A 25,572-nucleotide genomic window follows, 5' to 3' on the forward strand; every position below is an offset into this window, starting at 1 on the left:
TTTTAAAGTATTAACCGGACTGCAGCTGGCTGGTGCCTGTCTTTGCCTGGTGATGAACGGCTTTAATTTCTTCCATGATTACTTCGGTCGCTTCTTCAGCTTTTGCTTTATTCGTCCGAAGGTCCTGCATGGGCACCGGCCGGCCTATCACTACATTCACACGCCTGAACAGCCCGTAACGGCCGCTGATAGCAACCGGAACCACTGCTGCGTCTGAACGGAGAGCAAAAAAACCGGCGCCGGTTAATCCTTTTCCTATTTCCCCGCTTTTACTCCTAGTACCCTCAGGAAAAAGACATAAAACCTGTCCCTCGTTTAAAAATTGAATTCCCTGTTTTAATGACTTTCGGTCTACCACGCCTCTGCGGACGGGAAAAGCTCCGACAAAATACATAATAAAACCCAGAATTTTTTTATTAAACAATTCGCTTTTAGCCATAAAGTGCACTTTTCTGCGAATATGAGTGGCAAGCAGCGGCGGATCAAAGTTGCTGATATGATTCGAACAGATCAGAACCGGCCCTTCCTTCGGCACGTTCTCTCTTCCGGTCACCCGGACACGCATAAAAATAGCCGCAAGAAAGTAAGCAGAATACTTTACGATATTATACATCATGAGACTGATTCACCTTCTCTTCTGCGAGCGCTGTGATCCTGGTGATAACTTCCGGGATGGTAAGAGCAGTCGTATCAATCTCCACAGCATCCTCTGCTTTTTTTAGCGGTGAATGCTCCCTGGCTTTATCGAACTCGTCCCGGTGAATGATCGCTTCATAAATTTCATCGTAATCCGCCGGGGTGCCACGCTCCTGCACCTCCTTGTACCTTCGAAGTGCACGCTCTTCTGCTGAAGCAACCAGGAATATTTTTAATTCCGCATCCGGAAGAATGGTAGTGCCGATATCCCGGCCATCGAGCACCGCCCCTTTTTCTGCCGCAAGCCGGCGCTGCTTCAGAGCCATTTCCTCACGTACACCAAGGTGGGCTGCGGTCAGAGATACAACACTGTCCACCTCGCTTGTACGGATAGCTTCAGACACGTCTTCCCCGTCGAGGTATACTTCGCTCACCTTCGGGTTACCGACAAGACGGATGCTGGCGGCCTTTAACAGTTCCGTCATTTTTCCCCCGTCGTCCAGGGGCGTGCCTGTGCGCAGCGCCTTTAACGACAGCGCCCGGTACATTGCTCCTGTATCGATGTATGTATAATCAAGCTGCACGGCACATCCTTTCGATACAGTGCTTTTTCCAGCACCGGCCGGTCCGTCAATCGCAATATTGATTTTCCTCATCCTCCTGCACCCCGCCCATTAGATTGTTGAACATGTAGCATCTGCTCATCATTTTCAAAACTAACATATTTCGTCCCGTTTGCATATATGGCACCTGCCGATCTTTTCATTTCCCGGTACTTTACAAAAAGAAAAAGACCGCTTCAGCGGTCTAACATACTAGCTTCCGATTCGTTTTTCATGTTTCGCTTGGGAGCGTTGCCGTTCAAAGCAGTACCGGATTACTGCCTGCCGCTCTTTTTCGGCCAGCTCCAAAAACTCCATGCTTGCCCGCTTCGGCCGGCGCTCTTCTTTTTCCAGTACTCTTCTAACCGCAGCAGTGCAATGCAGGTAATGCATCGCCCCGTCCTCCATTGGGAAAGCGAGCGTGATCTGCACCTGTTCATCTTCAAGCAGCTTTGCTTTTGGCGGCACGACGATCATGCATCCACCGCCGCTCACATTTACCGTCACCGTGGTGAACGGGCGGTAATGGCCGTGCACAGCTGTATTGACGCTTGTTTCCACGCGCACATAGTTTCTGCGCTGCATTCGCTGCCATTCCTTTTTCACAGGCCGTTCAATGATCAGGGCTGGTATGTGCCCTTTTTGACGGGAAAGCACTTTAGAACGAAACGAATAAACAGCACTGTCCTCCCCGACAAACCATACATGGACTGCTCTGCCTGCCTGAAAGGAAATAATTTTACCAGTCTCTTTTTCTGCAGGCATAGCAATCGTGAACGTATGTTCATCTGCATCAAGCAGCTGGGATTTATATTGGGTATCGTTGTCATGTGGCTCTTTCGTTTTTATGTTTTCATGCAGGTGCCAAACGCTTCCAATCTCGTACAATAGCTAAAACCCCTTTTACTATATATATCGGATAAAAAGAAAAAGTGTTAAATTTCTGCTGCACCGGCACCAGCCTGCTCCCGCACATATTTTGTCAGCTCGGCTGTGATTTCATAGCGCAGAAACGGCGTAATTAAATAAACGCCGTTAAAATAGCGGAGCGTTTCATCAATCAGTTCTTTTGCGATAGCGATACCTTCCCGCTGGGCTGCTTCAGCATCCTCCCCGCAGGCCGCCATCCGTTTTCGCGTGTCCTCCGTCAATTGAATGCCTGGCACCTCGTTATGAAGAAACTCTGCATTTCCGGCGCTCACAAGAGGCATGATGCCGATAAACACGGGCGCCCCTAGTCCCCTGACCGCTTCATGAATTGTCTCAATCCGTTCAATATCATACACCGGCTGGCTCATAAAATAATGCGCCCCGGCATTCACTTTCTTTTCCAGCCTTTTCACAGCTTTATCGATATGAAGCACATTCGGGTTAAACGCTCCCCCTATGGAGAAATTCGTCTTTTCTCCAAGGGACTTCCCGGAAAACAGCCGACCTTCGTTCATTTCCCGTATCAGGGAAATAAGGGATACGGAGTTCGCGTCATATACAGACTTCGCTCCTGGAAAATCCCCAACCTTCGAAGGATCGCCGGTAATCGCCAACAGATCCCGCACGCCTATTGTATGAAGCCCCAGCAGGTGGGACTGCAGGCCGATCAGGTTCCGGTCCCGGCAGGCGATATGCAGAAGCGGTCTGGCAGAGGTCTGTTGCTTGAGCATCGCTCCCATTGCGAGATTGTCAATCCTGGGGGATGCCAGGGAATTATCGGCAAGCGTAACTGCATCCGCTCCTGCGTCATGGAGCGCCTGGGAGCCGCGTATAAATTTTCCTGTTTTCAGTTTTTTCGGTGGGTCAAGCTCCACGATGACCGTTTTTTCAGTTTTTACTTTTTCATGGAGAGGCACAAACGGTTCCTTATCGGCTGTCGCCTCAGCCGCCGGGGCCTCCACCTTTACCGGGCGCTTCGTCTTCTGCGGAACGTCGTGTTTAACGGCTTCCGCTATCATGCGGACATGCTCAGGCGTCGTGCCGCAGCAGCCGCCTATCAGACGGATGCCCTGTTCTTTAAAACGGAAAGCCTGCTTATAAAAGTACTCAGGGTTGGACTGGTACACGTAACGACCGTCATACCAGTTTGGAAGACTGGCGTTGGGATAAGCGGAATAATAGGCCCGTCCGGTTAATTCCGCCTGCTCAAGCGATTTCAATATATGATACGGACCCATCCGGCAGTTGAGTCCCACCACTGAAGCGCCGGCATCCTCGAGCCGGCTGAAGGCTTCACTGATCTGCACTCCCCCGTGCATGACGCCGACATCCCCAAGCGCCACCTGGGCAATTACAGGAATCTCTTCATCTTTACTGCGGATGTAACGGACAATCTGCAGAAGCTCGGGGAGATCGTAAAACGTTTCGAGCAGCAGACCATCCACCGGTTCAGCCAAAAAGACATTCACCTGTTCCTGCAGCGCCTGACTCAGAAACTCATCTGAATGTTCGCTCACCTGAACGCCTTTTATCCCTCCGACTGTAGCAAATACATACGCCGATCCGCCGGAAGCATTCCTCGCCAGCCGCACGCCGGCCCGGTTAATATCCTGTACTTTATCTTCAAGGCCGTAGCCTTCAAGCTTCACCCGGTTCGCTGCGTAGGTGTTTGTCTGCAGAATATCCGCCCCGGCTTCTGCATATTCCCGGTGAGCATGCTCCACCGCCTCAGGGTCCGTCAAATTCATAGCTTCGAACGAGCCCTTATAGCCCTTCTGGTAAAGATATGTGCCCATGGCCCCATCGCCGATCAAAATCGAGGAATCGAGTTTTTCGAGTACGTTCATAGCTTTGCCCCTCTCCTGCCTATGAGTTACAGCGCTCTGAGCGCCTGTTCGAGATCTTCAATTAAATCGTCCTTATTCTCTATGCCGATACTGAAGCGGAGCAGGCGGTTATCCACACCGTTATGGACCCGTACTGCTTCCGGCATATCTGCATGCGTCTGCGTGGCGGGGTACGTAATAAAGCTTTCGACTCCGCCCAGACTTTCTGCGAATGTGATAATTTTAATGTTTCGTAAAAATGAATCCACCCACTCTTCGTTTTCAAGACGGAAGGAAAGCATGCCTCCCCGCCCCGAATAAAGTACGTCTGTTATCTTTTCGTGACCGCTGAGATACTCTGCGATTGCTTTGCCGTTTTCTGTATGCTGCTTCATGCGGAGATTCAAGGTTTTCATCCCGCGCATGAGCAGCCAGGAATCAAACGGGCTTAAAATTGTTCCCATACCGTTTTGAAGTGCCCCAATTTTTTCAGAAAGCTCGTCTACGTTGGATACAATCAGTCCGGCAATCAAATCATTGTGGCCGCCTAAATATTTCGAAGCCGAGTGAACCACAATGTCAGCACCTTCCTCTATTGGACGCTGAAGCACCGGGGTATAAAACGTATTGTCCACGATAAGCCAGGCACCGTGCTTTTTCGCAAGCAGCGAAAGCTCCTTCAGATCCGCTTCGTGCATCAGCGGGTTCGTCGGCGTCTCAATAAACAGCGCCTTTGTTTTATCTGTTATCAGCTGCTCAAATGCTTCGAGATCCCTAGGGTCACCGTATGTAACCGTGACGCCCCAGTGCCGCCACCCTTCTTCGAACAGACGGTACGTCCCGCCGTAAATGTCGCTTGTTGCAATCACTTCATCACCGGTTTCAAATATCGCAAACAGCGTCTGGATCGCAGCCATCCCCGAGCTGAGGGCAAACCCGTGTTTACCTCCTTCAAGCGCGGCGATACCGTTTTCAAGCAGGTCTCTCGTCGGGTTGGCTGTCCGGGAATAATCGTACCCTGTGGATTCTCCAATGCCCGTATGCTTATACGCTGTGGAAAAATAAACAGGAGGATTGATCGCTCCGGTCCGCGGGTCGGAATTATTACCCAGTTGTGCCAGGATGGTTTCTATCTGCAGTTGCTTTGACATGTCACAGCCCTCATTTCTTTAAAATTAATGCATTAAATGTACGAAAAGGCCTTCTTCCTTAGACAGAAGAAGACCTTGGCATGCAATACTTCCTCTCATCTCGCAAGCACAGAGCTTGCAGGAGTTAGCACCTGACCGCATCACCTGCGGCTGGTTGCTGAGACTTCCAAGGGCCGATCCCTCCATCTCTCTTGATAAGAAACGTTATATGATTACTTTCCAAAGTACATGAAACGAATCGATATTGCAAGTAACCTTTTTATTCCGGTGCAATATCAACATGCAGCTGGTTTTCATTGCCGCAGACGCAGCGGCGAAAACCCGTTTTCATCTCCCCGGCCTTGTTCTTTCTGCCGCGGAGAATGTACTTTTCCCCGCATTTTGGACAGCGGATAACAACGCGGTAACGGCGGTCTTCTGACATAGTAGCTTCGTCCTTTCGAGTTGTTATTTCGCATTGGCTTTATTTGCTTTCGACAACGCAAACCACCACAAAAATAGCATGAACGGAATAAGATAATACAGAATGTTGCCTAAAGAAGCACTTAATATATAGTCGTACAGCCCGTGGAAGATAAGCGGAATCGCAAGAGCAAGAAAAAAAGAGAAGATGCGCCTGCCGTAACGGGAGGCGCGCTTCGCTGATACCGCATAGTAACCCATAATCACACCCAGGAGCGCGTGCACCGTTACCGGCAGCAGGGCCCTCGTGACAGCCGTTTCAATGCCGTTTGCAATTAAGTACAGGATATTTTCAAGCGAAGCGAAGCCAAGCGACAGGGACAGCCCGTAAATAACGCCGTCGTAAGTATTTTTAATCGGGGCAAATCGAAGCACAAACGTATACAGGAGGAAAAACTTGATGCCTTCCTCAAGCAGGGCAGCCTGGGTATACTGCGCCGCAAAAAGCGGCATGCTTACCCCTTCTGTTTCAAGCGCATGTTCGATCACAAGCACCGGGAATACAATCAGCACCCCTATGACAAACGCACGGATGACCGGCAGCCTCCGTTCCACGTCCGCCCGGCGTTTTAATGTGAAATATATCAGTAAAGCAACAGCCGGTGCCAAAGCCGCCATAATCAGTGCGATCACCTTTCGTTCTCACCCTCTCTTGTTAAACGTATCGTATCATGCTATGTTCAAATTCGTAAAAGAATCAAGCCAGCCACAGCCCGGCCGACGAGGAGGAATTGAAATGAAAAAAATACTAGTTATCCACACAGGCGGCACGATCGCCATGACCCAGACGGAGGAAAGCGGTGTGGAGCCGGGGCTTCACAACCCTTTAAGCCACTGGAGCCGCATCGCCAATCAAATCGCTGAAATTGTTACGAGCGATTTCCTGCACCTCCCGTCTCCCCACATTACTCCGGAGCACATGCTTTCTTTACACGAGCACATGCTTGAAAAGCTTTCCGGGGATACATATGACGGTGTCGTTATTACGCACGGCACCGACACCCTGGAAGAAACTGCCTATGCGCTCGATCTTTTTCATGACAAAGACCTGCCGGTGGTAGTGACAGGCGCCATGCGTTCAAGCAATGAAATCAGCGCTGACGGCCCCCAGAATTTCCTGGCGGCTGTCCGTACTGCCGCAAGCGAGAAAGCGCGGGGTATCGGCGTTCTCGTCGTTTTAAACGAAGAGATCCATTCTGCAAAAAACGTGACAAAAACCCATTCGTCCAACATTGCCACATTTCAGAGTCCTCAATACGGTCCGCTTGGCTTTGTGACGAACAACGAAATATTTATCCATCACTACCCGGCAAGTCGCGAGCATTTTTCGCCGGTCAATATGAATAAGAAGGTTCTCCTTTTAAAAATGGCAGCCGGCATGGATGCTGCTTTGCTTTCCCCGCTGCTCGACCAGCCGCTTGACGGTATTATTGTTGAAGCATTCGGCCAGGGCAACATTCCTCCAACCATCGTGCCGCTCCTTGAGGATTCGATCGCCAAACAGGTGCCCGTGGTCCTCGTCTCCCGCTGCCACAGCGGTGTCGTCCAGGCTACCTACAGCTATGAAGGAGGCGGCTACCAGCTGAAGCAAAAGGGCGTTATCTTTACAAACGGGCTGAACGGCCAGAAGGCGCGCCTGAAGCTGCTCGCTGCCCTCGATGAAAAACGGCCGCTCCAAGCTATCCGCGACTGCTTTGAAAACATTGAGTAGCATACCCTGTACACTAAAAAAGCCACCAGTTTATTAAAACGAAGTGGCTTTTTTTCGTGCTATATTTTCCGCTATTTTTTCTCCATGAAAGCGCCCGTTTTCGATAAATATCTCATTCGCTTCATCCCCTGCGGCTATAACTCCCGCAATATAAACGTTTTCCCGGTTTGTTTCCATCGTTTCCTCATCAAAGGACGGACGGCCCGACTGTTCATCCACAGCAATACCGAGCTGGCGGAAAAAAGCTCTCGACGGATGATAGCCGGTCATGGCGAAAACAAAATCAGCCGGCACGGAATGGGAGGTGCCCCCCTGTTCATAAATGACCTGGTCGGGCTCAATACGCACGACGTCTGATTCAAATTCCATTCGGGCTGCGCCGCGCCGGACCATCGCCTGAAAATCAGGGAGGATCCACGGCTTAATGCTTTTGGAATACTCCTCTCCCCGGTAGAGAACCGTCACCTGAGCGTTCACCTGCTCAAGGGCAAGAGCCGCATCTACAGCTGAGTTTCTTCCGCCGATGATAACGATTTTCTGATTAAAATGAGGATGGGCTTCTTCAAAGTAATGCTTTACATGCGGCAGGGTTTCTCCAGGCACGCCCATATGATTTGGATTATCATAGTAGCCGGTGGCTATAATAACATGAGGAGCTTCCCACTCCCGGGTCCAGCCCTGCAGCGTTTCAGTTTGCACCAGATAACCATCCTCCGTTTCCAGGATCGTCTGCACCTCTTCGTAATTATAAATACGCAGTTTTTCCGCTTCCGCTACTTTGCGGTAATAAACTAAAGCCTCCTGGCGCCGGGGCTTCCGGTCTACAACCGGAAAAGGATGGCCGCCGATTTCAAGTTTATCCGCAGAGCTGAAAAACGTCTGGTGTACAGGGTACTCATAAATGCTGTGGACAATATTTTTCTTTTCGATAATGGCTGCATCAATTCCCCTGCGCTTTAATGCGATCGCTGCCGCCAGACCGCAGGGTCCGCCCCCAATAATAATTACTTGTTCATTCATATTCATACTCCTTTATTCACAGTTGGAATGACTGTTTGTCAGCACAAACAGGTGCGTTTCCGCCGGGGCATTGTGACGCATCGGTATGCTGGTCGTGCCGTAGCCGTTGCTGATAAACAAAGCCTGGTGTTTTTCACTGTACCAGCCTCCCTTTAATTTCGGCCCCCAGCCGAACAGCCGGATTTGACCGCCATGGGTGTGTCCGGTAAGCATATAAGCGGCCCGTTCGGAAAAAGGGCCGTACCGGTAATAAGCTTCCGGATTGTGGGCAATAAGCAGGTCTGCCTCCGGCATAAGTGCCGGATTACGGTAGGATTCGTAAAAGCGTTCCTCTCCGAAGGAAGCGATCGTAAAATTACTTTCCTTTAACTTGTATGCATGTTTTTCAAGAATTTCAATCCCCTCCTGATGGAGAAGCGGCCTCAGCCATCTGCGGCCCACCTGCAGATCGTGGTTCCCCCAGACAAACACGACCGGAGCATGACTGCGGAGCAGGCGGAGATTCTGTCTGACACGTTCAGCCGGTACACCCAGCTCGGTCAGGTCGCCGCCAATGATAACCAGATCAGGCTCCCGTTCAAGCTGCCGGAACAATGCAGGCGACACCCGCCGGCGGTGAATATCGGTGATGAAAAAAATGGAGCAGCCCTCCACCTCCGGCGGCAGATTTTTATATTCAAGCTCATGAGTTCTTACTTTATTCTGCCATGTTTCCTGCAGGACTCTGCCGGCACACAGCACAGAAAAAAGAAGAGGAGCCAGCAGCCATTTTTTCAAGATGGAACCCCTCTTTTCCTTTATAAAATTTGAACGTTTCCGGACAATTTAAAAACGAGTATACGCATACCGTTTATCTCCGCTATACTTATGTAAGGGAAAAATTGACCGGAAAGAAGGTATTTAAACGATGGATCTTATTGTCTTTTTAGCAGGAGCCGCTTTATTTGGAGGAGGCTTTTTTTTGCTTTTATATTTTTTATTCAGAAAAAAACCGCTCACCTGGCCGTTTGTATTAATGATTGCTGGCGTGATTGCCTGTTTTGTCGGCCTTCTTTTATCTTCACCGCTGACAGAAACGTCTGCCGCGTTCATTTCTACTGAAACATACTTATGATGAACGGGGATGCCAGGGCGGTAATGACAATCAATATAAACGCGGCCAACAGCGTATGGGGAAGAGTCAGCATTGGACTCTCTTCTTCTTCCGGTTCCTCCTCTTTTCCGGAGTAGCGTGAACGCCTTAAAGCCTCCTGGTGCTCCTCTTCATCCGAAGTATCCCCACCTGCACCACCACGACGGCGGCTGAGGCGGCTCCGGTCTGCGTCCGGATGCTTTGCATTTTCCTCCGTACCGGCGTTTCGCCTTTCCATACGTGTTTTATTCATGCTTCGCTCTCTCCCTTCCGAAAAACAGCTCCTGCAGTCGTATTTCCCACGGGGCTGTTTCTTTTTCTTTCTCCGCTCCCTGATGCTCACGAAAAGGAAGCCTGTGCCCGCACATATCGCAGCAGGGTTCGGGACGTTTCATTAAAGCTTCCCCAAAAACCTGCAGCAATAAACGTCTACGGCAGGCTTCGTTATTTTCTAACCATTGTATCATAACCTTCAGCTTTTTCTGCTTTTCAAACGATCGCTGCTGCACCTGCTTTTCCAATTCTTCCAGAAGCTCTGCCTTTGATTTCCCCGGATACTTTTCAAGATAGTACGTAAGAAAGCGGGCGGCAGTTTCTGTCCATCCCATTCTGTTTATCAGGTCATCTGTTATTTCTCCCCGGCTGCTTTGGGCTGCCGCACCCAATGCGGAGCCGAGTTCATTCACAGGGGGGAGCTCTGCTTCCATCAGCATCTGCGGAATAATGATGTCTTCCTCCAGGTAGAGCACAGCTGCCCATGCCTGTCTTCCATCCCTTCCAGCTCTTCCGATTTCCTGAATATATGATTCTGCATCTTTTGGAAAATGATAATGAAGAACAAATTCGACGTTAGCTTTATTCAGCCCCATGCCGAAGGAATTTGTGCACACTATGACGTCCAGGTCGCCGTGTAAAAACTGCTGCTGGATCATTAGCCTGGCCTCATTTTCAAGTCCGCCGTGGTAAGCCTCCACCCGGTGGGAGGTTTTTTCCTGGAGCAGCGCTTTAAGCTCATCGCATTTTTTCCGGCTCGATACGTAAACCAGGCCGGGACCGGGAGCTTTCTGAACGAGATCGACCATCCCTTTTTTCTTTTCCCGCTCATTCATGCACCGTTGGACAAACAGAGCAATATTTGCGCGATCCACCGAATGAATGAATTCTTCCGGCGCTTTCATCTGCAGCTGTTTTTTAATATCCAGCTGCACTTCCGGAGTCGCTGTTGCCGTAAAAGCTGCCATACATGGACGTCCCAGTGCTTGCCGAACCGGTCCGATTTTCAGATAATCCGTCCGGAACTCATGCCCCCACTGGGAAATACAGTGAGCCTCATCCACTACCATCATTGAAACTTTTACACTCTTCAGCCGCTCTACAATAAACGGCAGGGAGAGAGCTTCTGGAGAAATATACAAAAGCTTCAATGACGAAAGCCGGCTGAGCACCCGGGATTTCTCCTCCGGGCTCATAAAGCTGTTGTAGGCGGCAGCTGCTTTAATACGCTTCGCCCACAGCTCCTGGAGCTGATTATCCATTAAGGACAGAAGCGGAGAAACGACAATTGTCAGGCCGCTCTTCATTAAAGCGGGCAGCTGAAAGCAGATGGACTTGCCGCTTCCAGTCGGCAGGACAGCCAGAGTATCCGTATCTGCAAGCAGCGCATCCACGATCGGCTCCTGGTACTCGTGCAGAGAAGGAAAGCCAAAGTATTTATTCAGCGCTTCTGTTTTTTCGCTCACCTTTTCCCCCTCCTTTTGCCAGTGCAAGCCGGATCGCAAAATATGTCACATCCCCGCCCAGCTGTTCTTTCAGCGCCTTCAGCTTAAACGTGTCAAGAGAAGCAGCCACCCGGCGTATGGCTTCCTGCTGCTTTAGCGGAACCAGATGGTCAATGGAAAACCCTTCGACCTCGCCGGCAATTTCCACAAAATGGTCTTCAATGGTACTTTCCTTTAAACGGCGGGCACGGGCGATCTCCTCGAGCGACAGGCCTCTGTTTATAAAATCAAGCGTCTTTTCGGCGGTGACAGTAAGCTGAGGATTTCCTCCGGCATCCAGGCATTCATAAAGAACGGTGCCCGGCCGGCTCTCCGCTTCTTTTATTAAGGTGTGCACCGTGCCCTGAAACAAATACTCAATTTCGGCACTTTCCATCCCCTGGATGCGCGCTATCTGCTCTGTTGTTTTACCGAGAGTTTCCGCTCCCGTCAGCTTGTATACAAATATGAATGCCTGTATCTCCTTCAGTTCATGCAGGCTGCTCTCTATTTCTTCATAAAGCCTGTTCATGGCAGTGTATCTTTCCGGTCCCCAGGCCGCCAGCTTTTGTTTTACCCACTCCTGTGCTGCCACGTCCTGAATAATAGGAACAAACTGTTTTTTCTGCTGATACAGGTGGGAGAGCGTCTGAATCAATAAAGCAATCCTTCTCCAAAACTGCCGTCCCGTGTCGCGGTACGCCCATCCGTCAAAGCCTGCTTCTTCCAGGAATTTCTCCCAAGACTCAATGGCAGCGGAAGCCTCTGCGCCCGGTACTCCTCCGGCCTTTAGCCAGCCGCGTTGATAAAAAGAGGCGGTAATGTGTTCAAACTTTGGCTTATCAAGCCTGGGCAGCGCCCCGAACAGGTCCTTTGATTGAAACCATTTGGCATCCGTGATCGTCTGGGAGGAGCGCTTTCCAGACAAAAGGTGGTAGGCAGAAGCGTCTGTACGTTCTCCGCGGAGTCTTTTTAATGCTATCAGGATCATCGCCTCTTGAAACAGCAATACGCCTCTTCCTTTCCATTCGTTCATCAAAATGCCACACGTTAGGCTGTGCGGGGCATTTCATATCTGTTGAAAAGTTTATCATGAAGAAATACAATATGGAATAGACCTTACGACGCTCTTCACTCAAGGGCCTAAGTTTATAGATATTCGATCACATGGAGGGACACAGATGGCGAAATACACCATTGTTGATAAAGATACATGTATCGCCTGCGGTGCCTGCGGGGCAGCAGCTCCCGATATTTTCGATTACGATGAGGAAGGCCTGGCCGAAAACATCGTCGATGATAACCAGGGCACAGAGAGCATTCCGGACGACCTTGAAGAAGATATGATCGACGCTTATGAAGGCTGCCCGACCGATTCCATCAAAGTCGCGGAGGAACCGTTCGGCGGTGACCCGTTTAAATTCGAATAAGCACCGTGCCCCCAGGCTGCTGGGGGTTTTTTACAGATTCTGTTCCCTGCCTTTCTTCCGTGTTTCATTCCTGCTATAATGCAGGAGATGTTTACTATACATATTGAAGGAGGAGATTGCCTTGGCAGAAAACAAAGAAGTGGAAGTGCTCATTGAAATTCCGACAGGCAGCCAGAACAAATACGAATTTGATAAAGATAAAGGGGTCTTTAAACTCGACCGCGTGCTTTTCTCCCCGATGTTTTATCCAGCGGAATACGGCTACATCGACGACACGCTTGCGCTCGACGGAGACCCGCTTGACGTACTTGTACTCGTTACCAATCCAACATTTCCAGGCTGCGTCATCGACGCCCGGGTCATCGGCTATTTAAACATGATCGATGATGGGGACGAGGACCAGAAGCTGCTGGCTGTACCAACGGAGGATCCACGTTTTGAAGGAGTAACCACGCTTGACGACGTGCCGCAGCACAAGCTCGACGAAATCTCCCACTTTTTCCAGACGTACAAAGAGCTTGAAAAGAAAACGACTAAAATCGGCGGCTGGGAAAACGAAGCAGAAGCAGCTAAGCTTGTACAGGAATCCATCGACCGTTATAATAACCAGTAATTATCAGACGGGCCGGCAGCGGAATATTTTTCTGCTGCCGCCGGTTTTTTATACATGCGCGAAACCGAAGAGGCTGAATACCAGTCTCTTTTCGTATGTTCAGCGGCGTCAGGTAAATTGACACCTGTACTGGAGTATGATAAAGTTCTTTCCAACTACGCGTAGACATTTGTCCTCCAGAGAAATACATTTGGGCATTTAAAGCACAAAACGTCAACGGACTTTTTGTGAATGAACGAACAAGGGAGTGGAGTAACATGCAGAAAACTATGAACGAAGAAGAAACAATGACCGGCAATCAGACGTTTCGTGTACTTGTATCCGATTCGATGAGCAGCGAGGGCCTGTCGCCGCTGCTTGGGAGCGATCAGGTACAGTGCGTGCAACAGCACGTTGATGATGCAGAAGGACTCGATTCATTTGATGCCCTGCTCGTCCGCAGCGGTACGACTGTCACAGCGGAAGTAATGGATTCCATGCCGAACCTCCGCATTGTAGCCCGTGCCGGCGTCGGAGTCGATAATATTGACATTGATGCCGCCACAAAAAGAGGGATTGTGGTCATTAACGCCCCGGACGGCAATACCATCTCCACGGCCGAGCACACATTTGCAATGATGGCTTCGCTCGCCCGTAAAATCCCACAGGCGAACGCTTCATTAAAATCCGGTGAATGGAACCGTAAGGGCTTCCAGGGTACAGAGCTTCGCGGAAAGACGCTTGGCATTGTAGGCTTTGGCCGTATCGGTTCGGAGCTGTCCAAACGGGCCCAGAGCTTTGAAATGAGCGTCATCGTATATGACCCATTTTTGACAAAAGAACGGGCAAACGAAATGGGCGTAGATCTCCGGGGCTTTGAAGAGCTGCTCGGGGAGGCGGACGTAATCACCGTTCATACACCGCTCACCAAAGATACAAAGGGCATGCTTGGCCACGAGAACCTTGGCAAAACAAAGCCCGGGGTTATGCTGTTAAACTGCGCCCGCGGTGGTATTATTGATGAGGACGCCCTCGTTCATTATCTTGAAAGCGGCCATGTGGCAGGCGCGGCTCTCGATGTTTACGAAGAGGAGCCGGCGAATGAAAATCCACTCGTCGCATTTGATCAGGTCGTCAGCACGCCGCACATTGCGGCTTCAACAAAAGAAGCCCAGTTAAACGTTGCTTCCCAGGTTTCAGACGAAGTGCTTCAGTTTCTGCAGGGACTCCCTGCCCTAAATTCTATTAATCTCCCGACTATGTCGAAAGAAAAGTTTGAAGCGATACGCCCGTACTATGAATTTGCCCGCCGCATGGGTAATATCATGTCCCAGAGCGTAAAAACGCCTGTTCAGGAGCTGAACGTGCGCTACAGCGGAAATGTCACTGACCTTGAAACATCTATTCTGACCCGCTCCCTTCTCGCCGGCTTTCTCCAGAGCCGCATCGACGCACCGGTCAATGATGTGAATGCTTCCACGATCGCCAAGGAACGGGGCATTGACTACGGAGAGCAGTTCGGCTCCCAGTCGCTTGGCTACTCCAACCTGATTCAGGCGACCGTCGAAGGCGAAGGCCGTTCGTTTGCGCTGTATGGCACATATGTGAAGGAATACGGCCCGCGCATTGTACGTATCAATGACTTTAATGTCGACTTTTATCCGACCGGCCACCTTATTTATATCCAGCATACGGATAAGCCGGGGGTTATCGGTAAGATGGGACAAATTCTCGGAAAGCACCAGATCAACATTGCCACCATGCAGGTGGGACGCCGCGAGGAAGGCGGGGAAGCTATCATGATGCTCGCCGTTGACCGTGAAGCCAACCAGGATGTGGTAAAGGATTTAACATCCATTGAAGAAATTTCTCTTGCCGATACGATTGAACTGTAGCAATAATATAAAAAGACGTGCCCGCGGGCGCGTCTTTTTATATGTTTATTCCATTGAGAAAGAATTCTTCCCTTATGATTTCGGCCACAAATAGCCAAGCAGCTCGTTAAGCTGCTTTTCCCGGCTTTCGTTCAAAAAAGCACCGCCGCTCCGGGTAATAAATGCATAATCCCCGTCCTTTTGAATCCACTGCTTCTGCATGGCCAGCTGCTCCAAAAAGCAGTAGATAAAAATATGTTTCGTTTTGATATGCTTACCGTGCTTCTCCAATTTCAGCGATTTCTCCATGACTTTCCAGAAGCGCCGGTGGATATGCCCGTCCTCATCAAGCCGGATACGTCCATGCACCCTTAGGCGGGTCAGAAAAAACAAACATGCAGAAAGCAGCCAGTTGTCCCGTGCTACTGGCCCGCTCTGCTCATTCAGCCAGCGGAGCAGCCCGACGTCAATGAAAACATCCTCCCCATTCAGCTGTGTCTGAATAGTCTGTGCCGGAAGCTGCTTCATTTTTTGTTTTCCCTCTCCTGCTCAGTCGTAAATACTTCTGCGCTTCGTTCGTATTCAACGTCCGCTGTCCCCGTGCGGCTGTTCGCAATCCTCGCGGCGCTGAACAGATAATCCGACAGACGGTTCATATACATAAGCACCGGGGCTGGGACGTCTTCCGTTTCGCCTGCGCGTACAAGCTCCCGTTCTGCCCGCCGGCAGACGGTACGGGCAAGATGAAGCTCTGCCGACAGCGGTGTGCCTCCGGGAAGAATAAATTTCTTCAGCGCCGGGGCCTCCTCCGTGTATTGGTCAATCCGTTGCTCGAGCCATTCCACAGTCGCAGCTGTGACCTTCTTTACGGCTTCCGGACGGATGTCAGCTGTATCACTGCCACAGTCAAATAATTCATGCTGAATACGCTCAAGATCCTGCTGCAGATCTGACCCGCTTTTTTCCTCCGCCGCCATCAGCCGCGCCCTGCCAATCAATGCGTTTACTTCTTCAAAGCTTCCAAACGCTTCAATTCTCGCATCGCCTTTGTTTCTTTTTCCGCCCACCACGGAGGTGTCTCCGCGGTCTCCCTTTTTCGTATACAGCTTCATGTTTTTTCACCCTTTCTGTCCGGAAGCCGAATTGTATTCATCTAACAATGATTTTATCAATTCTCCGATGTGAAGGTAGTGCCAATGTAACTGTTCTTCCGGGAATACTTCATTCTTTTTCACCGGTGCTGTCACCATAATCTCTCCGGGCGTCCCGCGGGAAAGCCCGGTAGACCCGCGGTCATGCATCCATTCGAGGGCCTTTCTTTGAATGTACAGCTGTAAAGATGAAATCTCCTGGGCCGGCCAGCCTTCGGCCATGTGGATCCACAAAAAGCATGACTTCCCGGATCCAAAAACAGCCTCCCGGCTGCCTGCGCTTTTTCTCCATACCCGCATCCCCGGGGAGCATTGGATGGTATGGGCCGGCTGCTTCCGGCTTTCGTCAGTGAAAATATGTACAGCACCTTTAGTTTTATCCACTGAAAGCACCGATCCATAAACCAGTTTTTTTAACGAAGGGGCGTACACGTTTAAAGCTGTACGCGAAACTGCTTCGGTTTGATACGCTGTTTCCGACCATGACAGCGGTGCGTCCGGGCCATTACCTTCCGGCTGTGGCGGCCTCCAGTGCACGGCTGGTGCTTTTATTTCATGCTGCAGGCTGACATAAATATCGGCCTGGTACACTTCCGCCAGCCGTTTTTCGGTAAAAACAGCCGCTGGTTCATCAAACGCTTCCGTTCGGCCCCCTGAGAGCATCAGCACCCGGTCGCAGTATAGAGCAGCCGCCTGAATATCGTGCATTACGACTACCACGGCCCGTTTTTGCTCCGAAGCCCAGCTGCGAATATAGTTTAACAATTCAATGCGATAGTGTATGTCCAGGTGGTTAGTCGGCTCATCGAGCAGCAGACATTCCGGTTCCTGCGCAAGCAGTCTTGCAAGCAGTACCCGCTGTTTTTCGCCACCGCTTAAAGCGTGAAACGAATGAAATCTTTTGGACCATACGTGCATCTGCTGCATCGCGTTTTGAATGACTCGTTCATCTTCTTTATTGCTTGCTGCCGGCCACAGGCCCTTTTGATAGGCATACCTTCCCACCTCTACGACCTGGCGCGCCGAATAGGCCGCTGTCAGTTCGTCAAACTGCGGCAGGTAGGCGACAGTCTTAGCCCGTTCCGAAGAAGTGAACGAGCTCAGAGGTTTGTTTTTATAGCGGATGCTTCCGGACGATGCCTCATGCAGACCGGCCATCACACGAAGCAGTGTAGACTTTCCACTGCCGTTCGGGCCAACGATGCCGATCATCTCCCCGGCCTCAACGTTAAAGGAGATCCGGTCAACGACCGTACTGCTTTTCCCGTAGCCGGCAGTTACGTTTTCGACCTGGATTTCCGCCATTACTGCCACCGCCTTCTTCGCTGATAAAATAAAAGCAGAGCAAATACAGGCGCTCCGGCCAGTGCCGTAATCACCCCGACTGGCACCTCTGCCGGAGCCGCCGCCGTGCGTGCAACCAAATCCGCAAGCATTAAAAACACTGCTCCGCCGCCAAAAGACAGCGGCAGCAGATGTTTATGATCCGGCCCCCACAAAAGCCGGATCATATGCGGAATCACGAGCCCTACAAACCCAATGGTGCCTGAAACAGCGACCGCTCCTCCTGTCAGTACGGATGCGCCGATTAAAAGCAGCAGCCTTACCCTCGGTACATTCACCCCTACTGAGGAAGCACTGTCCTCCCCAAACGCAAACGCGTTGAGCGCTCGCGCATGCGGAAGCAGAAGCAGCACTCCTGCGAGCAGAAACGGAACGATCAGCTGAAAATAATCCCATCCTCTGCGGCTCACGCTGCCAAGCAGCCACTGAATAATCTGCCGGAGTTCTTCTCCGCTGAACGCAATCAACAGCGACATAAATGCGCTGAGAAATGCGGTGATGATAATACCTGCAAGAATCATCGTTTCGGTGCGCACAGTCCGTTCCACAGAGTAAACAAAAAGAAGCAGGACAGCAAGCGTTAAAAAACCGCAGACGATGCTGACTACCGGCAGGGTAAATCCGCCGAGCAGGGGTATCTGCCATCCGAAATACAATACGGCCACCGCCCCGAGCGAAGATCCCGAGGAAACGCCGAGCGTATAAGGATCGGCAAGCGGGTTTCGAAGCAGTCCCTGAAAAACAGCTCCGGCCAGCCCCAGCGCCCCTCCTACTGCGGACGCCAGGAGTACCCGCGGCAGCCGCACCTCCTGAATAATCGCCGCAGCACCGCTCTCTGTTTCAAGAGAGACAGGAAGAAACGGAAAAAACTGGCTCACTACCGCTTTGATGCTTACAGACAAAGGCACCGCTACACTCCCGGCGGAAACAGCGAGCAGCAGCACCCCGGTAAACGCTGCGAGCATCAGAAGATAAGCACTGGTGTAATTAGCTTTCAGCCATCGCATCCGGATGAATTCTTTCTGCCATTTCCTTAAGCCCTTCAGTAAGACGCGGACCCGGACGGCTCACTTTATCGCTGCTCAATGCGTATACTTCTTCATTTTCCACTGCAGGAAGAGTCTCCCAGCCTTCTCTTGAAGCAATCGTTTCAAGCGGCTCCTTTTCTGTCGGGTACGTCGTTAAAATGATGTCCGGGGAAGCGTCAATGATTTCTTCTTCGCTCACCATCGACCATCCCTCCAATTCGCCGGCAGCGTTCCCTGCATGCACAGCATCAAGCATTTCATCAATAAACGTGCCGCTTCCTGCGGTATACAGATCAGGGGAGGCCCCTACTTCCACATACACCTGCCGGTCAGCCTCTGCTTCTTCGGTCGCCTTCTTTACTTCTGAGACATCTTCTTTCATTCCATCGATAACTTCCGTGGCTTCCTCTTCTTCTCCGATAGTGCTCCCAATCAATTCGATGCTCTCATATACAGCTTCAAACGACTGCGCATCCGGCACGGTGACTACCGGAATGCCCGCTTCCTCCACCTGGGAAAGAGAGTCTTCAATGCCGGAGGAGGCGTGGCCAAGCACCACGTCCGGCTCCATGGAAATAATCTCTTCAATATTTGGTTCGAGGCCTGAACCGACGCTTTCGATGTCTGTAACCTCCTCCGGATATGTATCCGCATCGGTTCTTGCTTCGACCCGGTCGATCGCTCCCAGCTCATACACTATTTCTGTATTGCTCGGTATCAGACTGACAATTTCTTCGGGCACCTCGTCGAGCGTGACTGTCTTCCCGGAAGCGTCCGTAACTTCAATCGCTTCCGTATTTTCATTACCGCTCTCCCCGTCTCCGCTCTGACTCCCGCTTTCTTCATCAGTGCTGCAGGCAGCAAGCGCCCCTGCTGCCGGTATTATCATCATCAGTGCTTTGAATTTCATCCATGTTCTTCCTTCCTGCTTATTATTCTGCAAGCTGGGCGATAAATATCTGCCTTGGGGAAGTTTCGAGTTGAAAAGGAGAAGCATCGTAATCGCCGTAAAAAGCATGTATCTTCAGGCCGTGCGCTTCCATCATGCTGCGAAGCTGGCTTTCCTGATACATTTTCACTTTTTCCATGTATCTTCTGGTGGAATCTCCTTCTACGATGCTGATGCGTTTTACGACAAATTCATCCTGAATGCTCCGCTCCTGATAAATTTTCAGTCCATCCTTCACCGTTTCATCCCGGGGAACAATATGCTGTTTAATATACTCGGGGTTCAAATAATCAAAAACAAACCATCCACCCGGCTTTAACGCAGAGGCTGCCTGCTGGAATATTAACTCATTTTCCTCATCGTCCGGAAAGTAGCCAAAGCTTGTAAACAAATTAAAAGCCAGATCGTATTCTTTCCGGATATGCACGTTGCGAATATCACCCCGCTGGTATTGCACCGCCAATCCGTTCGTCAATTCAATTGCTTTTTTCAGCAGTGCCGGCGAAAGATCGATGCCGGTAACATCCACCCCTTTTCTCGCCAGCCAGCGGGCATGACGCCCGTTTCCACAGCAAAGATCAATAGCCTTGGCGCCCGGAGTCAACGGGACTTTTTCCATAATCGTATTTAATTCACTGGCCGCCTTCGTTTCGTCGCGGTGATCGTACACCCGCAAATAGTCTTCCTGAAAGTGCTCTTCATACCAAGCTTTCATGCTGAACCGCTCCTCTGGCTTTACTTATTCGGCAGATCAATATAAAACGTCGTCCCTTCTCCCGGCTCACTTTCTGCTGCAATAGCTCCGTGATGGGCGTCGACAATATTTTTAACTATGGCAAGTCCGAGCCCGGTGCCTCCCTTGCCCCGCGTTCTTGCTTTGTCTGCTTTATAAAAACGTTCAAATACATACGGCAGGTCCTCTTTCGAGATTCCGCTGCCTGTATCGCTGACTTCCATATGCAGCGACTCCCCGTTTACAGCCCTGATGGTAATGACTCCCCCTGCTTCAGTATGACGAATCGCATTGTGGACCAGGTTTGTCAGAATCTGCTCTACCCGGTCAACATCAATATAGGCGTATGGTTCCGGGGCATGAAGATCCAGATCAAGCTGCACCTCAGATTCATCAGCCAGGCCCTGGAATTTCCGTTCCACCCGCTGAAAGAAGGATGTTACTTCCTCCTCCTCTTTTTCGAGCTTCAGGTAGCCGGCTTCCATCCGGGCAAGATCAAGCAGTTCATTCACCAGACGCCCCATGCGCAGCGATTCATCATAAATGATGCGCCCGATCTCTTTCTTTTCTTCCTCCGTCGCTGCAATATCATCCACGATGGCCTCACTGTACCCCTGGAGCATGCTGATTGGTGTCCGCAGCTCGTGGGATACGTTAGCGATAAAGTCCTTACGCAGTTTATCGTGCCGCCGTTCTTCCGTCATATCCCTGACTACGGCTACCGCCCCGCGTACGTCTTCATTGCCATAAAGCGGGGTGACCAGCACCGCAAAGCTGCGCCCCTGCACCTCAAACTCATCAAGCTGTTCCATTTCTGTTTCCACTGCTTTTTCAAACAGGCTGGTAACTTCCGCCGGAAGCGAGCTCGCTTCCTGTTTATCCTCGAGCTGGTTCAAGCGGATGAAGTATTCCGCCGGGGGATTCGTCAGCACCATCGTCCCTCCCCGGTCAAAGGTAATCACCCCATCAGCCATGCTTTGGAGAATGCGGCTCAGCTGTTCTTTTTCCTGATTTAACGCTGTGAGATTATGCGACAGCTCCCGGCGCATCCGGTTAAATGCGTTGCCAAGCTGACCAATCTCATCGTTGCTGACTACAGGCACTTTGGAGTCGAAATCCCCCTTCAGCACATTGAGGGCAAGCTCACGCATTTTCCGGAGCGGTGCTGTAATACGGGTACTCAGAAAAAAAGCAAAAACGGTAGTTAAAATAATTGCAATACCGGCTGAGAGCAGGATTATCTGCTTTGTTTCCCCGGTGGTCTCTTCAATGACCGAGAGCGACTGATACACATACACTTCCCCTTCACGGCCGGCATTTGTCGTAAACGGCTCCCCGACAGCAAATATCTCGTCTTCGCCGCCATCCATGGAAAAGGTGTCGTGAACCGTAACCTGCTCCCGTTCTTCGGCCACCCGGCCGAGTTCATTACTATTCTGAACATCAGAGGCTGCCAGACCGTCCCCGCCCCCAGAGCCGTACCAAAGGTCTCCATCGATAAACACCATCACTTCCGAATTGTACGTACCGGCAATTTGATCAATGACCGACTGCGAGCTCTCCAGGGTATTTTCTTCCTGCAGCGATGTAGCAATGATCTCAGCATTGTTGGTTAACTGGTTTTCTGCTTCCGAAATATTAAACTGCTCGAAAAACTGGAGCAGCAGGATAGTAAGAATTAACAGGACTACCGTTAACAGTCCCAGTATAGTCAGCCAGAGCTTTCCGACGACGCTGCGCCAGATCATTGCTTTTGCTCCACCTCGAATTTATAACCGACGCCCCAAACTGTTGAGATCATGTCTGCAGCGTCTTCAGAAACCTTATTAAGCTTTTCACGCAGTCGCTTTACGTGCGTGTCCACCGTCCGGAGATCCCCGAAGAAATCGTATTTCCATACGTCCTTCAACAGCTGCTCCCGGGAGAATACCTTATCCGGCGACTGGGCCAGATACAGCAGCAGCTCGTACTCCTTCGGCGTCAGCCCGATGATTTTATTGTCCACTGTTACCCGGTGGGCATCGTTATCAATCGTTAAATGCGGGAAAACGAGTACTTCATTGGCAGATGCTTCCGGCTTCATGTATTTAGTGGACGATGAACGCCGGAGCAGCGCTTTTACGCGCAGCGTTACCTCGCGCGGGCTGAACGGCTTGACGATGTAGTCATCAGCCCCTACCTCAAATCCCTGTACTCTGTTGGATTCCTCTCCTTTAGCTGTCAGCATAATGACCGGCGTCGCTTTCGTTTCACGCAGTTGTTCACATACTTCTTCGCCGTCCATGCCGGGAAGCATTAAATCAAGCAGGATAACGTCGTAATCCTTTTCCAGGGCCATCGCAAGAGCGTCTTCTCCATTTTCCGCCTCTTCAATTAAAAAATCTTCGCGCTCTAAATACATCCGGATAAGCCGGCGGATCCGGGCTTCATCGTCTACGACTAATATTGTTGTCTGCTGGTCCATGAAATCCTCTCCTGTCTAAAAAGCTTATGCATTCATTTTACCCGCCGCCAGACCGAGATTCCAAGCGGCAGGTCTGAAACATTAATGAACTTTTAGGCGAGATCCTTGAGCTGTTTAACTTCTTTTGGCTTCAGCGGCCGGGTCTCCCCTGGATTCATTCCGAGCAGATCGAGCATAGCGTACTGCTCGCGCTTAAGCTTTTCCACCGGGTGTCCGATCTTTTCGAACATACGTCGGATCTGATGGTTTCTTCCTTCATGGATCACAATTTCAATAATCGAGCTGTTGCCTTTTTTATTGGCGGACTTAACGTTCACTTTCGCAGGAGCCGTTTTTACCCCGTCAAGCTCAATGCCGTGGCGGAGAAGCTGCAGCTTTTCTGCGGACGGTTTGCCTGTCACCTTCGCGATATACGTCTTTTTTACATTGCTTTTTGGGTGCATCATTTTATTGGCGAATTCGCCGTCATTCGTTAAAAGCAGCAGCCCGGAAGTGTCGTAATCCAGCCGGCCGACGGGGAAAATACGTGCCTTAACTTCGGGGAAGAAATCGGTGACCACTTTGCGGTTTTTATCATCCGCTACCGCGGAAATAACCTGCTTCGGCTTGTATAGTAAATAATAGACCGGTTCTTCCTTCGTGAGCGGAATGCCGTCCACTTCCACCTGGTCATTGATACCGACTTTACTGCCTAGCTCTTTGACTGTTTTGCCGTTCACCTTCACCCGGCCGTCCGTAATATAGTCTTCTGCTTTTCTTCTTGAAGTGATGCCGGCCTGGGCAATCACTTTTTGTAATCTTTCCATAGATAGGCCTCCTCATACAGTTTTTTCTGCTTATTTTATTTTCGTCCTGCTTCCGCTACAATACGGAGAAAGGAGCGTTCCACATGACATTTCATTTTCTGATTCTTTATGCAGTTCTGCTGCTTCTTACCGGGATAACCGCCTGGTACGCTGTCCGCACCCACCGTACATCCAGACAGCTGCGGGAAGTGGAACTGCGCGTAAACCGACTCGAGACCGAGGCAGAAACCGCCCGGGCACAGGCTTATGCTGCCTCCGTCGAGCAGGACATCTACATCCGGTTCATGACAGTGAAAGATGCTTTGTTCCGGCAGTTCAATGCGCCCCACCCCCGGGCTGTCCGGGAGTCCGAGCACGCTCTGCATTTTTCGGAAGACCAGCTTCACACTGCCTTTCCGTCCCGCGAAGCAGACGAGCTGCGGCAATTTTTCCAGCGCTACCGCATATACCTTGATTCGTACTGGAAAACCAGTACAAACAGCTGGAAAACCGTATTTGTATCAAACGCACAAAACGGCGCTGACAGTTGGGAAACTGTCCACGCCGCCACTAAGTCACTGTACCAGGAAGCAGAGCGCTTATCAGCGCTTTTCACTTATTCTTCATCTTGATACAGTTCCCGGAAAAACAGATCCGCCTGTTCCGGCTGTTCTTCATCTTCGAGCGGCGGCAGTTCTTCCAGGGTTTCAAGTCCAAAATACTCTAAAAAGCGGGTGGACGTTACAAAAGACATCGGCCTCCCCGGCTTCTGGGTACGCTCAAATTCTTTGACGAGTCCTTTGGTGAGCAGGGTCTGCAGCGCCCGGTCCGATTTTACTCCGCGCACCTGATCGATGTCCGCCCGCAGCACCGGCTGATTGTACGCAATAATGGCAAGTGTCTCCAGGGCTGCCTGGCTTAGCGTCTGCCGGTTCTGCTGCTCACTGTACTGTTCAATCGCTTCCGCTGCCCCGGGTACTGTCGCGAAGAAAAATGTATTTTCCGCCTGGGTTATCTGCAGGCCGCCTTCCCGCTCAGACCAGGCATCCTTTAAGGAGATTAAGTGTTCGCGGGCCGTTTCCGTTTCTATACCGAGCGCTCTGGCAGCCTGTTCTGCCTCCAGGCCTTCATCTCCGCTAATATACAGCAGGGATTCCAGCGTCCCCTCTATCGTTTTTTCCCGTTTCATACCTTCACCTTTTCTGCCAGTTGAATCGTTATATCATCAAAATTGTGCGCCTGCTCGCAGCGAATTTGCTTTTGTTTCATCAGTTCGAGCAGAGCAAGAAATGTGACCACCATCTGCGGTCTCGTTCTCGTTTCTTCAAACAGCTGGTAAAATGAACAGGCATCAAGCCGTTCGACTTCTCCCATCACCTCTGTCATCCGGTCTTCCACCGAATATTCATCCGCCCGGACAGTGGCCTGCGGGGGATGGGCGTTTTTTGCCCGTTCTTTCATCTTCTGAAACGCTGCCACCATGTCATACACCGTCAGCCCCTCTGGAAGACTTTCTTCCTTTTCTTCCCCGGTGCTCCATTCGCTGAGCGGTTTTTTGTACACCTGCTGCTGCTGCTGTTCTTTTTGCTGCAGTTTCCCGGCTGCTTCTTTATAGCGCTTGTATTCTTCAAGCTGCTCGATCAGCTGTTCTTTCGGGTCTTCTTCCTCAATCCAGGCCTCTTCATCAGCTGTCACAGGCAGCAGGGTCTGGCTTTTGATCTGCAAAAGCGTAGCAGCCATCACGAGATACTCCCCCGCCACATCAAGCTCAAGCTCCTGCATGGTCCGTACGTATTGCAAATACTGATCCGTAATGGCAGCGAGCGGAATATCCTGAATATCCATCTCCGCCTGCTGAACAAAATGAAGCAGCACATCAAGCGGCCCTTCAAATTGATCAATTTTCACTTTATACTGCTCGGACATAGTTCCCATCCTTCATCACTTGTTGAGTGCTGTTGCAAGTATATCATATCCGCTGTAAGCAGGGCATGC

At 50.8% G+C, this 25,572-nt stretch carries 28 protein-coding genes and 1 riboswitch; of the genes, 5 read left to right on the forward strand and 23 right to left on the reverse strand.

The features are described from left to right. Positions 1-10 precede the first annotated feature (10 nt). From ACTTK7_RS05755 to prsW, 7 genes are all read right to left on the reverse strand, one after another. The gene (locus ACTTK7_RS05755) at positions 11-616 is read right to left on the reverse strand and encodes a lysophospholipid acyltransferase family protein (protein ID WP_462866541.1); all 606 of its coding nucleotides are present in this window, start codon (positions 614-616) and stop codon (positions 11-13) included. Further along, entirely contained in the window at positions 606-1,292 is a 687-nt protein-coding gene (gene cmk / locus ACTTK7_RS05760; RefSeq protein ID WP_462866543.1) for a (d)CMP kinase, read from the reverse strand. The genes ACTTK7_RS05755 and cmk overlap by 11 nt, the downstream gene beginning before the upstream one ends. A gap of 159 nt (positions 1,293-1,451) precedes the next feature. Next, positions 1,452-2,126 (reverse strand): flagellar brake protein, encoded by a 675-nt coding sequence (locus tag ACTTK7_RS05765; protein ID WP_462866545.1) that lies wholly within the window; start codon positions 2,124-2,126, stop codon positions 1,452-1,454. A 47-nt stretch (positions 2,127-2,173) separates the two neighbouring features. Next, positions 2,174-4,015, reverse strand: a complete 1,842-nt coding sequence (locus tag ACTTK7_RS05770; protein WP_462866547.1) for a bifunctional homocysteine S-methyltransferase/methylenetetrahydrofolate reductase — start codon at positions 4,013-4,015, stop codon at positions 2,174-2,176. A gap of 26 nt (positions 4,016-4,041) precedes the next feature. Beyond that, the gene (locus ACTTK7_RS05775; RefSeq protein ID WP_462866548.1) at positions 4,042-5,145 is read right to left on the reverse strand and encodes a methionine biosynthesis PLP-dependent protein; all 1,104 of its coding nucleotides are present in this window, start codon (positions 5,143-5,145) and stop codon (positions 4,042-4,044) included. A 92-nt stretch (positions 5,146-5,237) separates the two neighbouring features. Further along, positions 5,238-5,346, reverse strand: a riboswitch (SAM riboswitch). A 58-nt stretch (positions 5,347-5,404) separates the two neighbouring features. Further along, positions 5,405-5,569: a hypothetical protein gene (locus tag ACTTK7_RS05780; protein WP_462866550.1), complete on the reverse strand. Its 165-nt coding sequence runs from the start codon at positions 5,567-5,569 to the stop codon at positions 5,405-5,407. 23 nt (positions 5,570-5,592) lie between these two features. Continuing rightward, positions 5,593-6,240: a glutamic-type intramembrane protease PrsW gene (prsW, locus tag ACTTK7_RS05785; protein WP_462866551.1), complete on the reverse strand. Its 648-nt coding sequence runs from the start codon at positions 6,238-6,240 to the stop codon at positions 5,593-5,595. Between the two features lie 103 nt (positions 6,241-6,343). On the opposite strand from prsW, the gene ACTTK7_RS05790 reads away from it, so the two are divergent. After that, positions 6,344-7,318: an asparaginase gene (locus ACTTK7_RS05790; RefSeq protein ID WP_462866553.1), complete on the forward strand. Its 975-nt coding sequence runs from the start codon at positions 6,344-6,346 to the stop codon at positions 7,316-7,318. A gap of 33 nt (positions 7,319-7,351) precedes the next feature. Here the strand turns inward: ACTTK7_RS05790 and ACTTK7_RS05795 are convergent, their stop codons facing one another. From ACTTK7_RS05795 to ACTTK7_RS05815, 5 genes are all read right to left on the reverse strand, one after another. After that, positions 7,352-8,338, reverse strand: a complete 987-nt coding sequence (locus tag ACTTK7_RS05795) for a YpdA family putative bacillithiol disulfide reductase (RefSeq protein WP_462866555.1) — start codon at positions 8,336-8,338, stop codon at positions 7,352-7,354. Between the two features lie 12 nt (positions 8,339-8,350). Continuing rightward, positions 8,351-9,115 (reverse strand): metallophosphoesterase, encoded by a 765-nt coding sequence (locus ACTTK7_RS05800; RefSeq protein ID WP_462866557.1) that lies wholly within the window; start codon positions 9,113-9,115, stop codon positions 8,351-8,353. A 317-nt stretch (positions 9,116-9,432) separates the two neighbouring features. Further along, positions 9,433-9,723: a hypothetical protein gene (locus ACTTK7_RS05805; protein ID WP_462866558.1), complete on the reverse strand. Its 291-nt coding sequence runs from the start codon at positions 9,721-9,723 to the stop codon at positions 9,433-9,435. Beyond that, positions 9,716-11,209, reverse strand: a complete 1,494-nt coding sequence (locus tag ACTTK7_RS05810; protein WP_462866560.1) for a RecQ family ATP-dependent DNA helicase — start codon at positions 11,207-11,209, stop codon at positions 9,716-9,718. The genes ACTTK7_RS05805 and ACTTK7_RS05810 overlap by 8 nt, the downstream gene beginning before the upstream one ends. Beyond that, on the reverse strand, positions 11,181-12,263 hold the full coding sequence (locus tag ACTTK7_RS05815) for a YpbB family protein (RefSeq protein WP_462866562.1): 1,083 nt from the start codon (positions 12,261-12,263) through the stop codon (positions 11,181-11,183). Before ACTTK7_RS05815 ends, ACTTK7_RS05810 begins: the two co-directional genes overlap by 29 nt. 145 nt (positions 12,264-12,408) lie before the next feature. On the opposite strand from ACTTK7_RS05815, the gene ACTTK7_RS05820 reads away from it, so the two are divergent. From ACTTK7_RS05820 to serA, 3 genes are all read left to right on the forward strand, one after another. Continuing rightward, positions 12,409-12,657, forward strand: coding sequence for a ferredoxin (locus ACTTK7_RS05820; protein WP_462866564.1), 249 nt, complete (start codon positions 12,409-12,411; stop codon positions 12,655-12,657). 121 nt (positions 12,658-12,778) lie between these two features. Continuing rightward, a complete protein-coding gene (locus ACTTK7_RS05825; protein ID WP_022792297.1) occupies positions 12,779-13,270 on the forward strand; it encodes an inorganic diphosphatase in 492 nt (163 codons plus the stop codon). 257 nt (positions 13,271-13,527) lie between these two features. Continuing rightward, entirely contained in the window at positions 13,528-15,144 is a 1,617-nt protein-coding gene (gene serA, locus ACTTK7_RS05830; protein ID WP_462866566.1) for a phosphoglycerate dehydrogenase, read from the forward strand. A 72-nt stretch (positions 15,145-15,216) separates the two neighbouring features. On the opposite strand, the gene ACTTK7_RS05835 is transcribed toward serA, so the two are convergent. The 9 genes from ACTTK7_RS05835 to ACTTK7_RS05875 form a co-directional block, all read right to left on the reverse strand. Beyond that, a complete protein-coding gene (locus ACTTK7_RS05835; RefSeq protein WP_462866568.1) occupies positions 15,217-15,651 on the reverse strand; it encodes a hypothetical protein in 435 nt (144 codons plus the stop codon). Continuing rightward, positions 15,648-16,235 carry a cob(I)yrinic acid a,c-diamide adenosyltransferase gene (locus ACTTK7_RS05840; protein ID WP_462866569.1) on the reverse strand — a complete coding sequence of 196 codons (588 nt, stop codon included), beginning with the start codon at positions 16,233-16,235 and terminating at the stop codon, positions 15,648-15,650. Before ACTTK7_RS05840 ends, ACTTK7_RS05835 begins: the two co-directional genes overlap by 4 nt. Positions 16,236-16,241: 6 nt before the next feature. Further along, a complete protein-coding gene (locus tag ACTTK7_RS05845) occupies positions 16,242-17,579 on the reverse strand; it encodes an ABC transporter ATP-binding protein (protein ID WP_462866571.1) in 1,338 nt (445 codons plus the stop codon). Continuing rightward, complete coding sequence (locus ACTTK7_RS05850) at positions 17,579-18,625, reverse strand: FecCD family ABC transporter permease (protein ID WP_462866572.1); 1,047 nt, start codon at positions 18,623-18,625, stop codon at positions 17,579-17,581. The genes ACTTK7_RS05845 and ACTTK7_RS05850 overlap by 1 nt, the downstream gene beginning before the upstream one ends. After that, positions 18,606-19,556 carry an ABC transporter substrate-binding protein gene (locus ACTTK7_RS05855; protein WP_462866574.1) on the reverse strand — a complete coding sequence of 317 codons (951 nt, stop codon included), beginning with the start codon at positions 19,554-19,556 and terminating at the stop codon, positions 18,606-18,608. Before ACTTK7_RS05855 ends, ACTTK7_RS05850 begins: the two co-directional genes overlap by 20 nt. A gap of 22 nt (positions 19,557-19,578) precedes the next feature. After that, positions 19,579-20,310 carry a class I SAM-dependent methyltransferase gene (locus ACTTK7_RS05860; protein ID WP_462866576.1) on the reverse strand — a complete coding sequence of 244 codons (732 nt, stop codon included), beginning with the start codon at positions 20,308-20,310 and terminating at the stop codon, positions 19,579-19,581. A 20-nt stretch (positions 20,311-20,330) separates the two neighbouring features. Further along, positions 20,331-22,076, reverse strand: coding sequence for an ATP-binding protein (locus ACTTK7_RS05865; protein ID WP_462866578.1), 1,746 nt, complete (start codon positions 22,074-22,076; stop codon positions 20,331-20,333). Then, positions 22,073-22,792: a response regulator transcription factor gene (locus ACTTK7_RS05870; RefSeq protein ID WP_022792306.1), complete on the reverse strand. Its 720-nt coding sequence runs from the start codon at positions 22,790-22,792 to the stop codon at positions 22,073-22,075. The genes ACTTK7_RS05865 and ACTTK7_RS05870 overlap by 4 nt, the downstream gene beginning before the upstream one ends. 92 nt (positions 22,793-22,884) lie before the next feature. Next, entirely contained in the window at positions 22,885-23,598 is a 714-nt protein-coding gene (locus ACTTK7_RS05875) for a pseudouridine synthase (protein ID WP_322525178.1), read from the reverse strand. 83 nt (positions 23,599-23,681) lie between these two features. Between ACTTK7_RS05875 and ACTTK7_RS05880 the strand changes: the two genes are divergently transcribed. Then, the gene (locus ACTTK7_RS05880; RefSeq protein ID WP_462866580.1) at positions 23,682-24,209 is read left to right on the forward strand and encodes a hypothetical protein; all 528 of its coding nucleotides are present in this window, start codon (positions 23,682-23,684) and stop codon (positions 24,207-24,209) included. Here ACTTK7_RS05880 and scpB read toward each other — a convergent pair. Next, complete coding sequence (scpB, locus tag ACTTK7_RS05885; protein ID WP_462866581.1) at positions 24,194-24,766, reverse strand: SMC-Scp complex subunit ScpB; 573 nt, start codon at positions 24,764-24,766, stop codon at positions 24,194-24,196. The genes ACTTK7_RS05880 and scpB overlap by 16 nt on opposite strands. Beyond that, positions 24,763-25,503 carry a segregation/condensation protein A gene (locus ACTTK7_RS05890; protein WP_462866582.1) on the reverse strand — a complete coding sequence of 247 codons (741 nt, stop codon included), beginning with the start codon at positions 25,501-25,503 and terminating at the stop codon, positions 24,763-24,765. The genes scpB and ACTTK7_RS05890 overlap by 4 nt, the downstream gene beginning before the upstream one ends. Between the last annotated feature and the right edge of the window lie 69 nt (positions 25,504-25,572).

The sequence above is a fragment of the Marinococcus tarijensis genome, from assembly GCF_054971385.1.

Coding starts and splice junctions, on each gene's coding strand:
- ACTTK7_RS05755 (WP_462866541.1), bottom strand. CDS start 616: ATGATGTATAATATCGTAAAGTATTCTGCTTACTTTCTTGCGGCTATT.
- cmk (WP_462866543.1), bottom strand. CDS start 1,292: ATGAGGAAAATCAATATTGCGATTGACGGACCGGCCGGTGCTGGAAAA.
- ACTTK7_RS05770 (WP_462866547.1), bottom strand. CDS start 4,015: ATGAACGTACTCGAAAAACTCGATTCCTCGATTTTGATCGGCGATGGG.
- ACTTK7_RS05775 (WP_462866548.1), bottom strand. CDS start 5,145: ATGTCAAAGCAACTGCAGATAGAAACCATCCTGGCACAACTGGGTAAT.
- ACTTK7_RS05780 (WP_462866550.1), bottom strand. CDS start 5,569: ATGTCAGAAGACCGCCGTTACCGCGTTGTTATCCGCTGTCCAAAATGC.
- ACTTK7_RS05790 (WP_462866553.1), top strand. CDS start 6,344: ATGAAAAAAATACTAGTTATCCACACAGGCGGCACGATCGCCATGACC.
- ACTTK7_RS05795 (WP_462866555.1), bottom strand. CDS start 8,338: ATGAATGAACAAGTAATTATTATTGGGGGCGGACCCTGCGGTCTGGCG.
- ACTTK7_RS05805 (WP_462866558.1), bottom strand. CDS start 9,723: ATGAATAAAACACGTATGGAAAGGCGAAACGCCGGTACGGAGGAAAAT.
- ACTTK7_RS05815 (WP_462866562.1), bottom strand. CDS start 12,263: ATGAACGAATGGAAAGGAAGAGGCGTATTGCTGTTTCAAGAGGCGATG.
- ACTTK7_RS05820 (WP_462866564.1), top strand. CDS start 12,409: ATGGCGAAATACACCATTGTTGATAAAGATACATGTATCGCCTGCGGT.
- serA (WP_462866566.1), top strand. CDS start 13,528: ATGCAGAAAACTATGAACGAAGAAGAAACAATGACCGGCAATCAGACG.
- ACTTK7_RS05835 (WP_462866568.1), bottom strand. CDS start 15,651: ATGAAGCAGCTTCCGGCACAGACTATTCAGACACAGCTGAATGGGGAG.
- ACTTK7_RS05840 (WP_462866569.1), bottom strand. CDS start 16,235: ATGAAGCTGTATACGAAAAAGGGAGACCGCGGAGACACCTCCGTGGTG.
- ACTTK7_RS05845 (WP_462866571.1), bottom strand. CDS start 17,579: ATGGCGGAAATCCAGGTCGAAAACGTAACTGCCGGCTACGGGAAAAGC.
- ACTTK7_RS05850 (WP_462866572.1), bottom strand. CDS start 18,625: ATGCGATGGCTGAAAGCTAATTACACCAGTGCTTATCTTCTGATGCTC.
- ACTTK7_RS05855 (WP_462866574.1), bottom strand. CDS start 19,556: ATGAAATTCAAAGCACTGATGATGATAATACCGGCAGCAGGGGCGCTT.
- ACTTK7_RS05860 (WP_462866576.1), bottom strand. CDS start 20,310: ATGAAAGCTTGGTATGAAGAGCACTTTCAGGAAGACTATTTGCGGGTG.
- ACTTK7_RS05865 (WP_462866578.1), bottom strand. CDS start 22,076: ATGATCTGGCGCAGCGTCGTCGGAAAGCTCTGGCTGACTATACTGGGA.
- ACTTK7_RS05870 (WP_022792306.1), bottom strand. CDS start 22,792: ATGGACCAGCAGACAACAATATTAGTCGTAGACGATGAAGCCCGGATC.
- ACTTK7_RS05875 (WP_322525178.1), bottom strand. CDS start 23,598: ATGGAAAGATTACAAAAAGTGATTGCCCAGGCCGGCATCACTTCAAGA.
- ACTTK7_RS05880 (WP_462866580.1), top strand. CDS start 23,682: ATGACATTTCATTTTCTGATTCTTTATGCAGTTCTGCTGCTTCTTACC.
- scpB (WP_462866581.1), bottom strand. CDS start 24,766: ATGAAACGGGAAAAAACGATAGAGGGGACGCTGGAATCCCTGCTGTAT.
- ACTTK7_RS05890 (WP_462866582.1), bottom strand. CDS start 25,503: ATGTCCGAGCAGTATAAAGTGAAAATTGATCAATTTGAAGGGCCGCTT.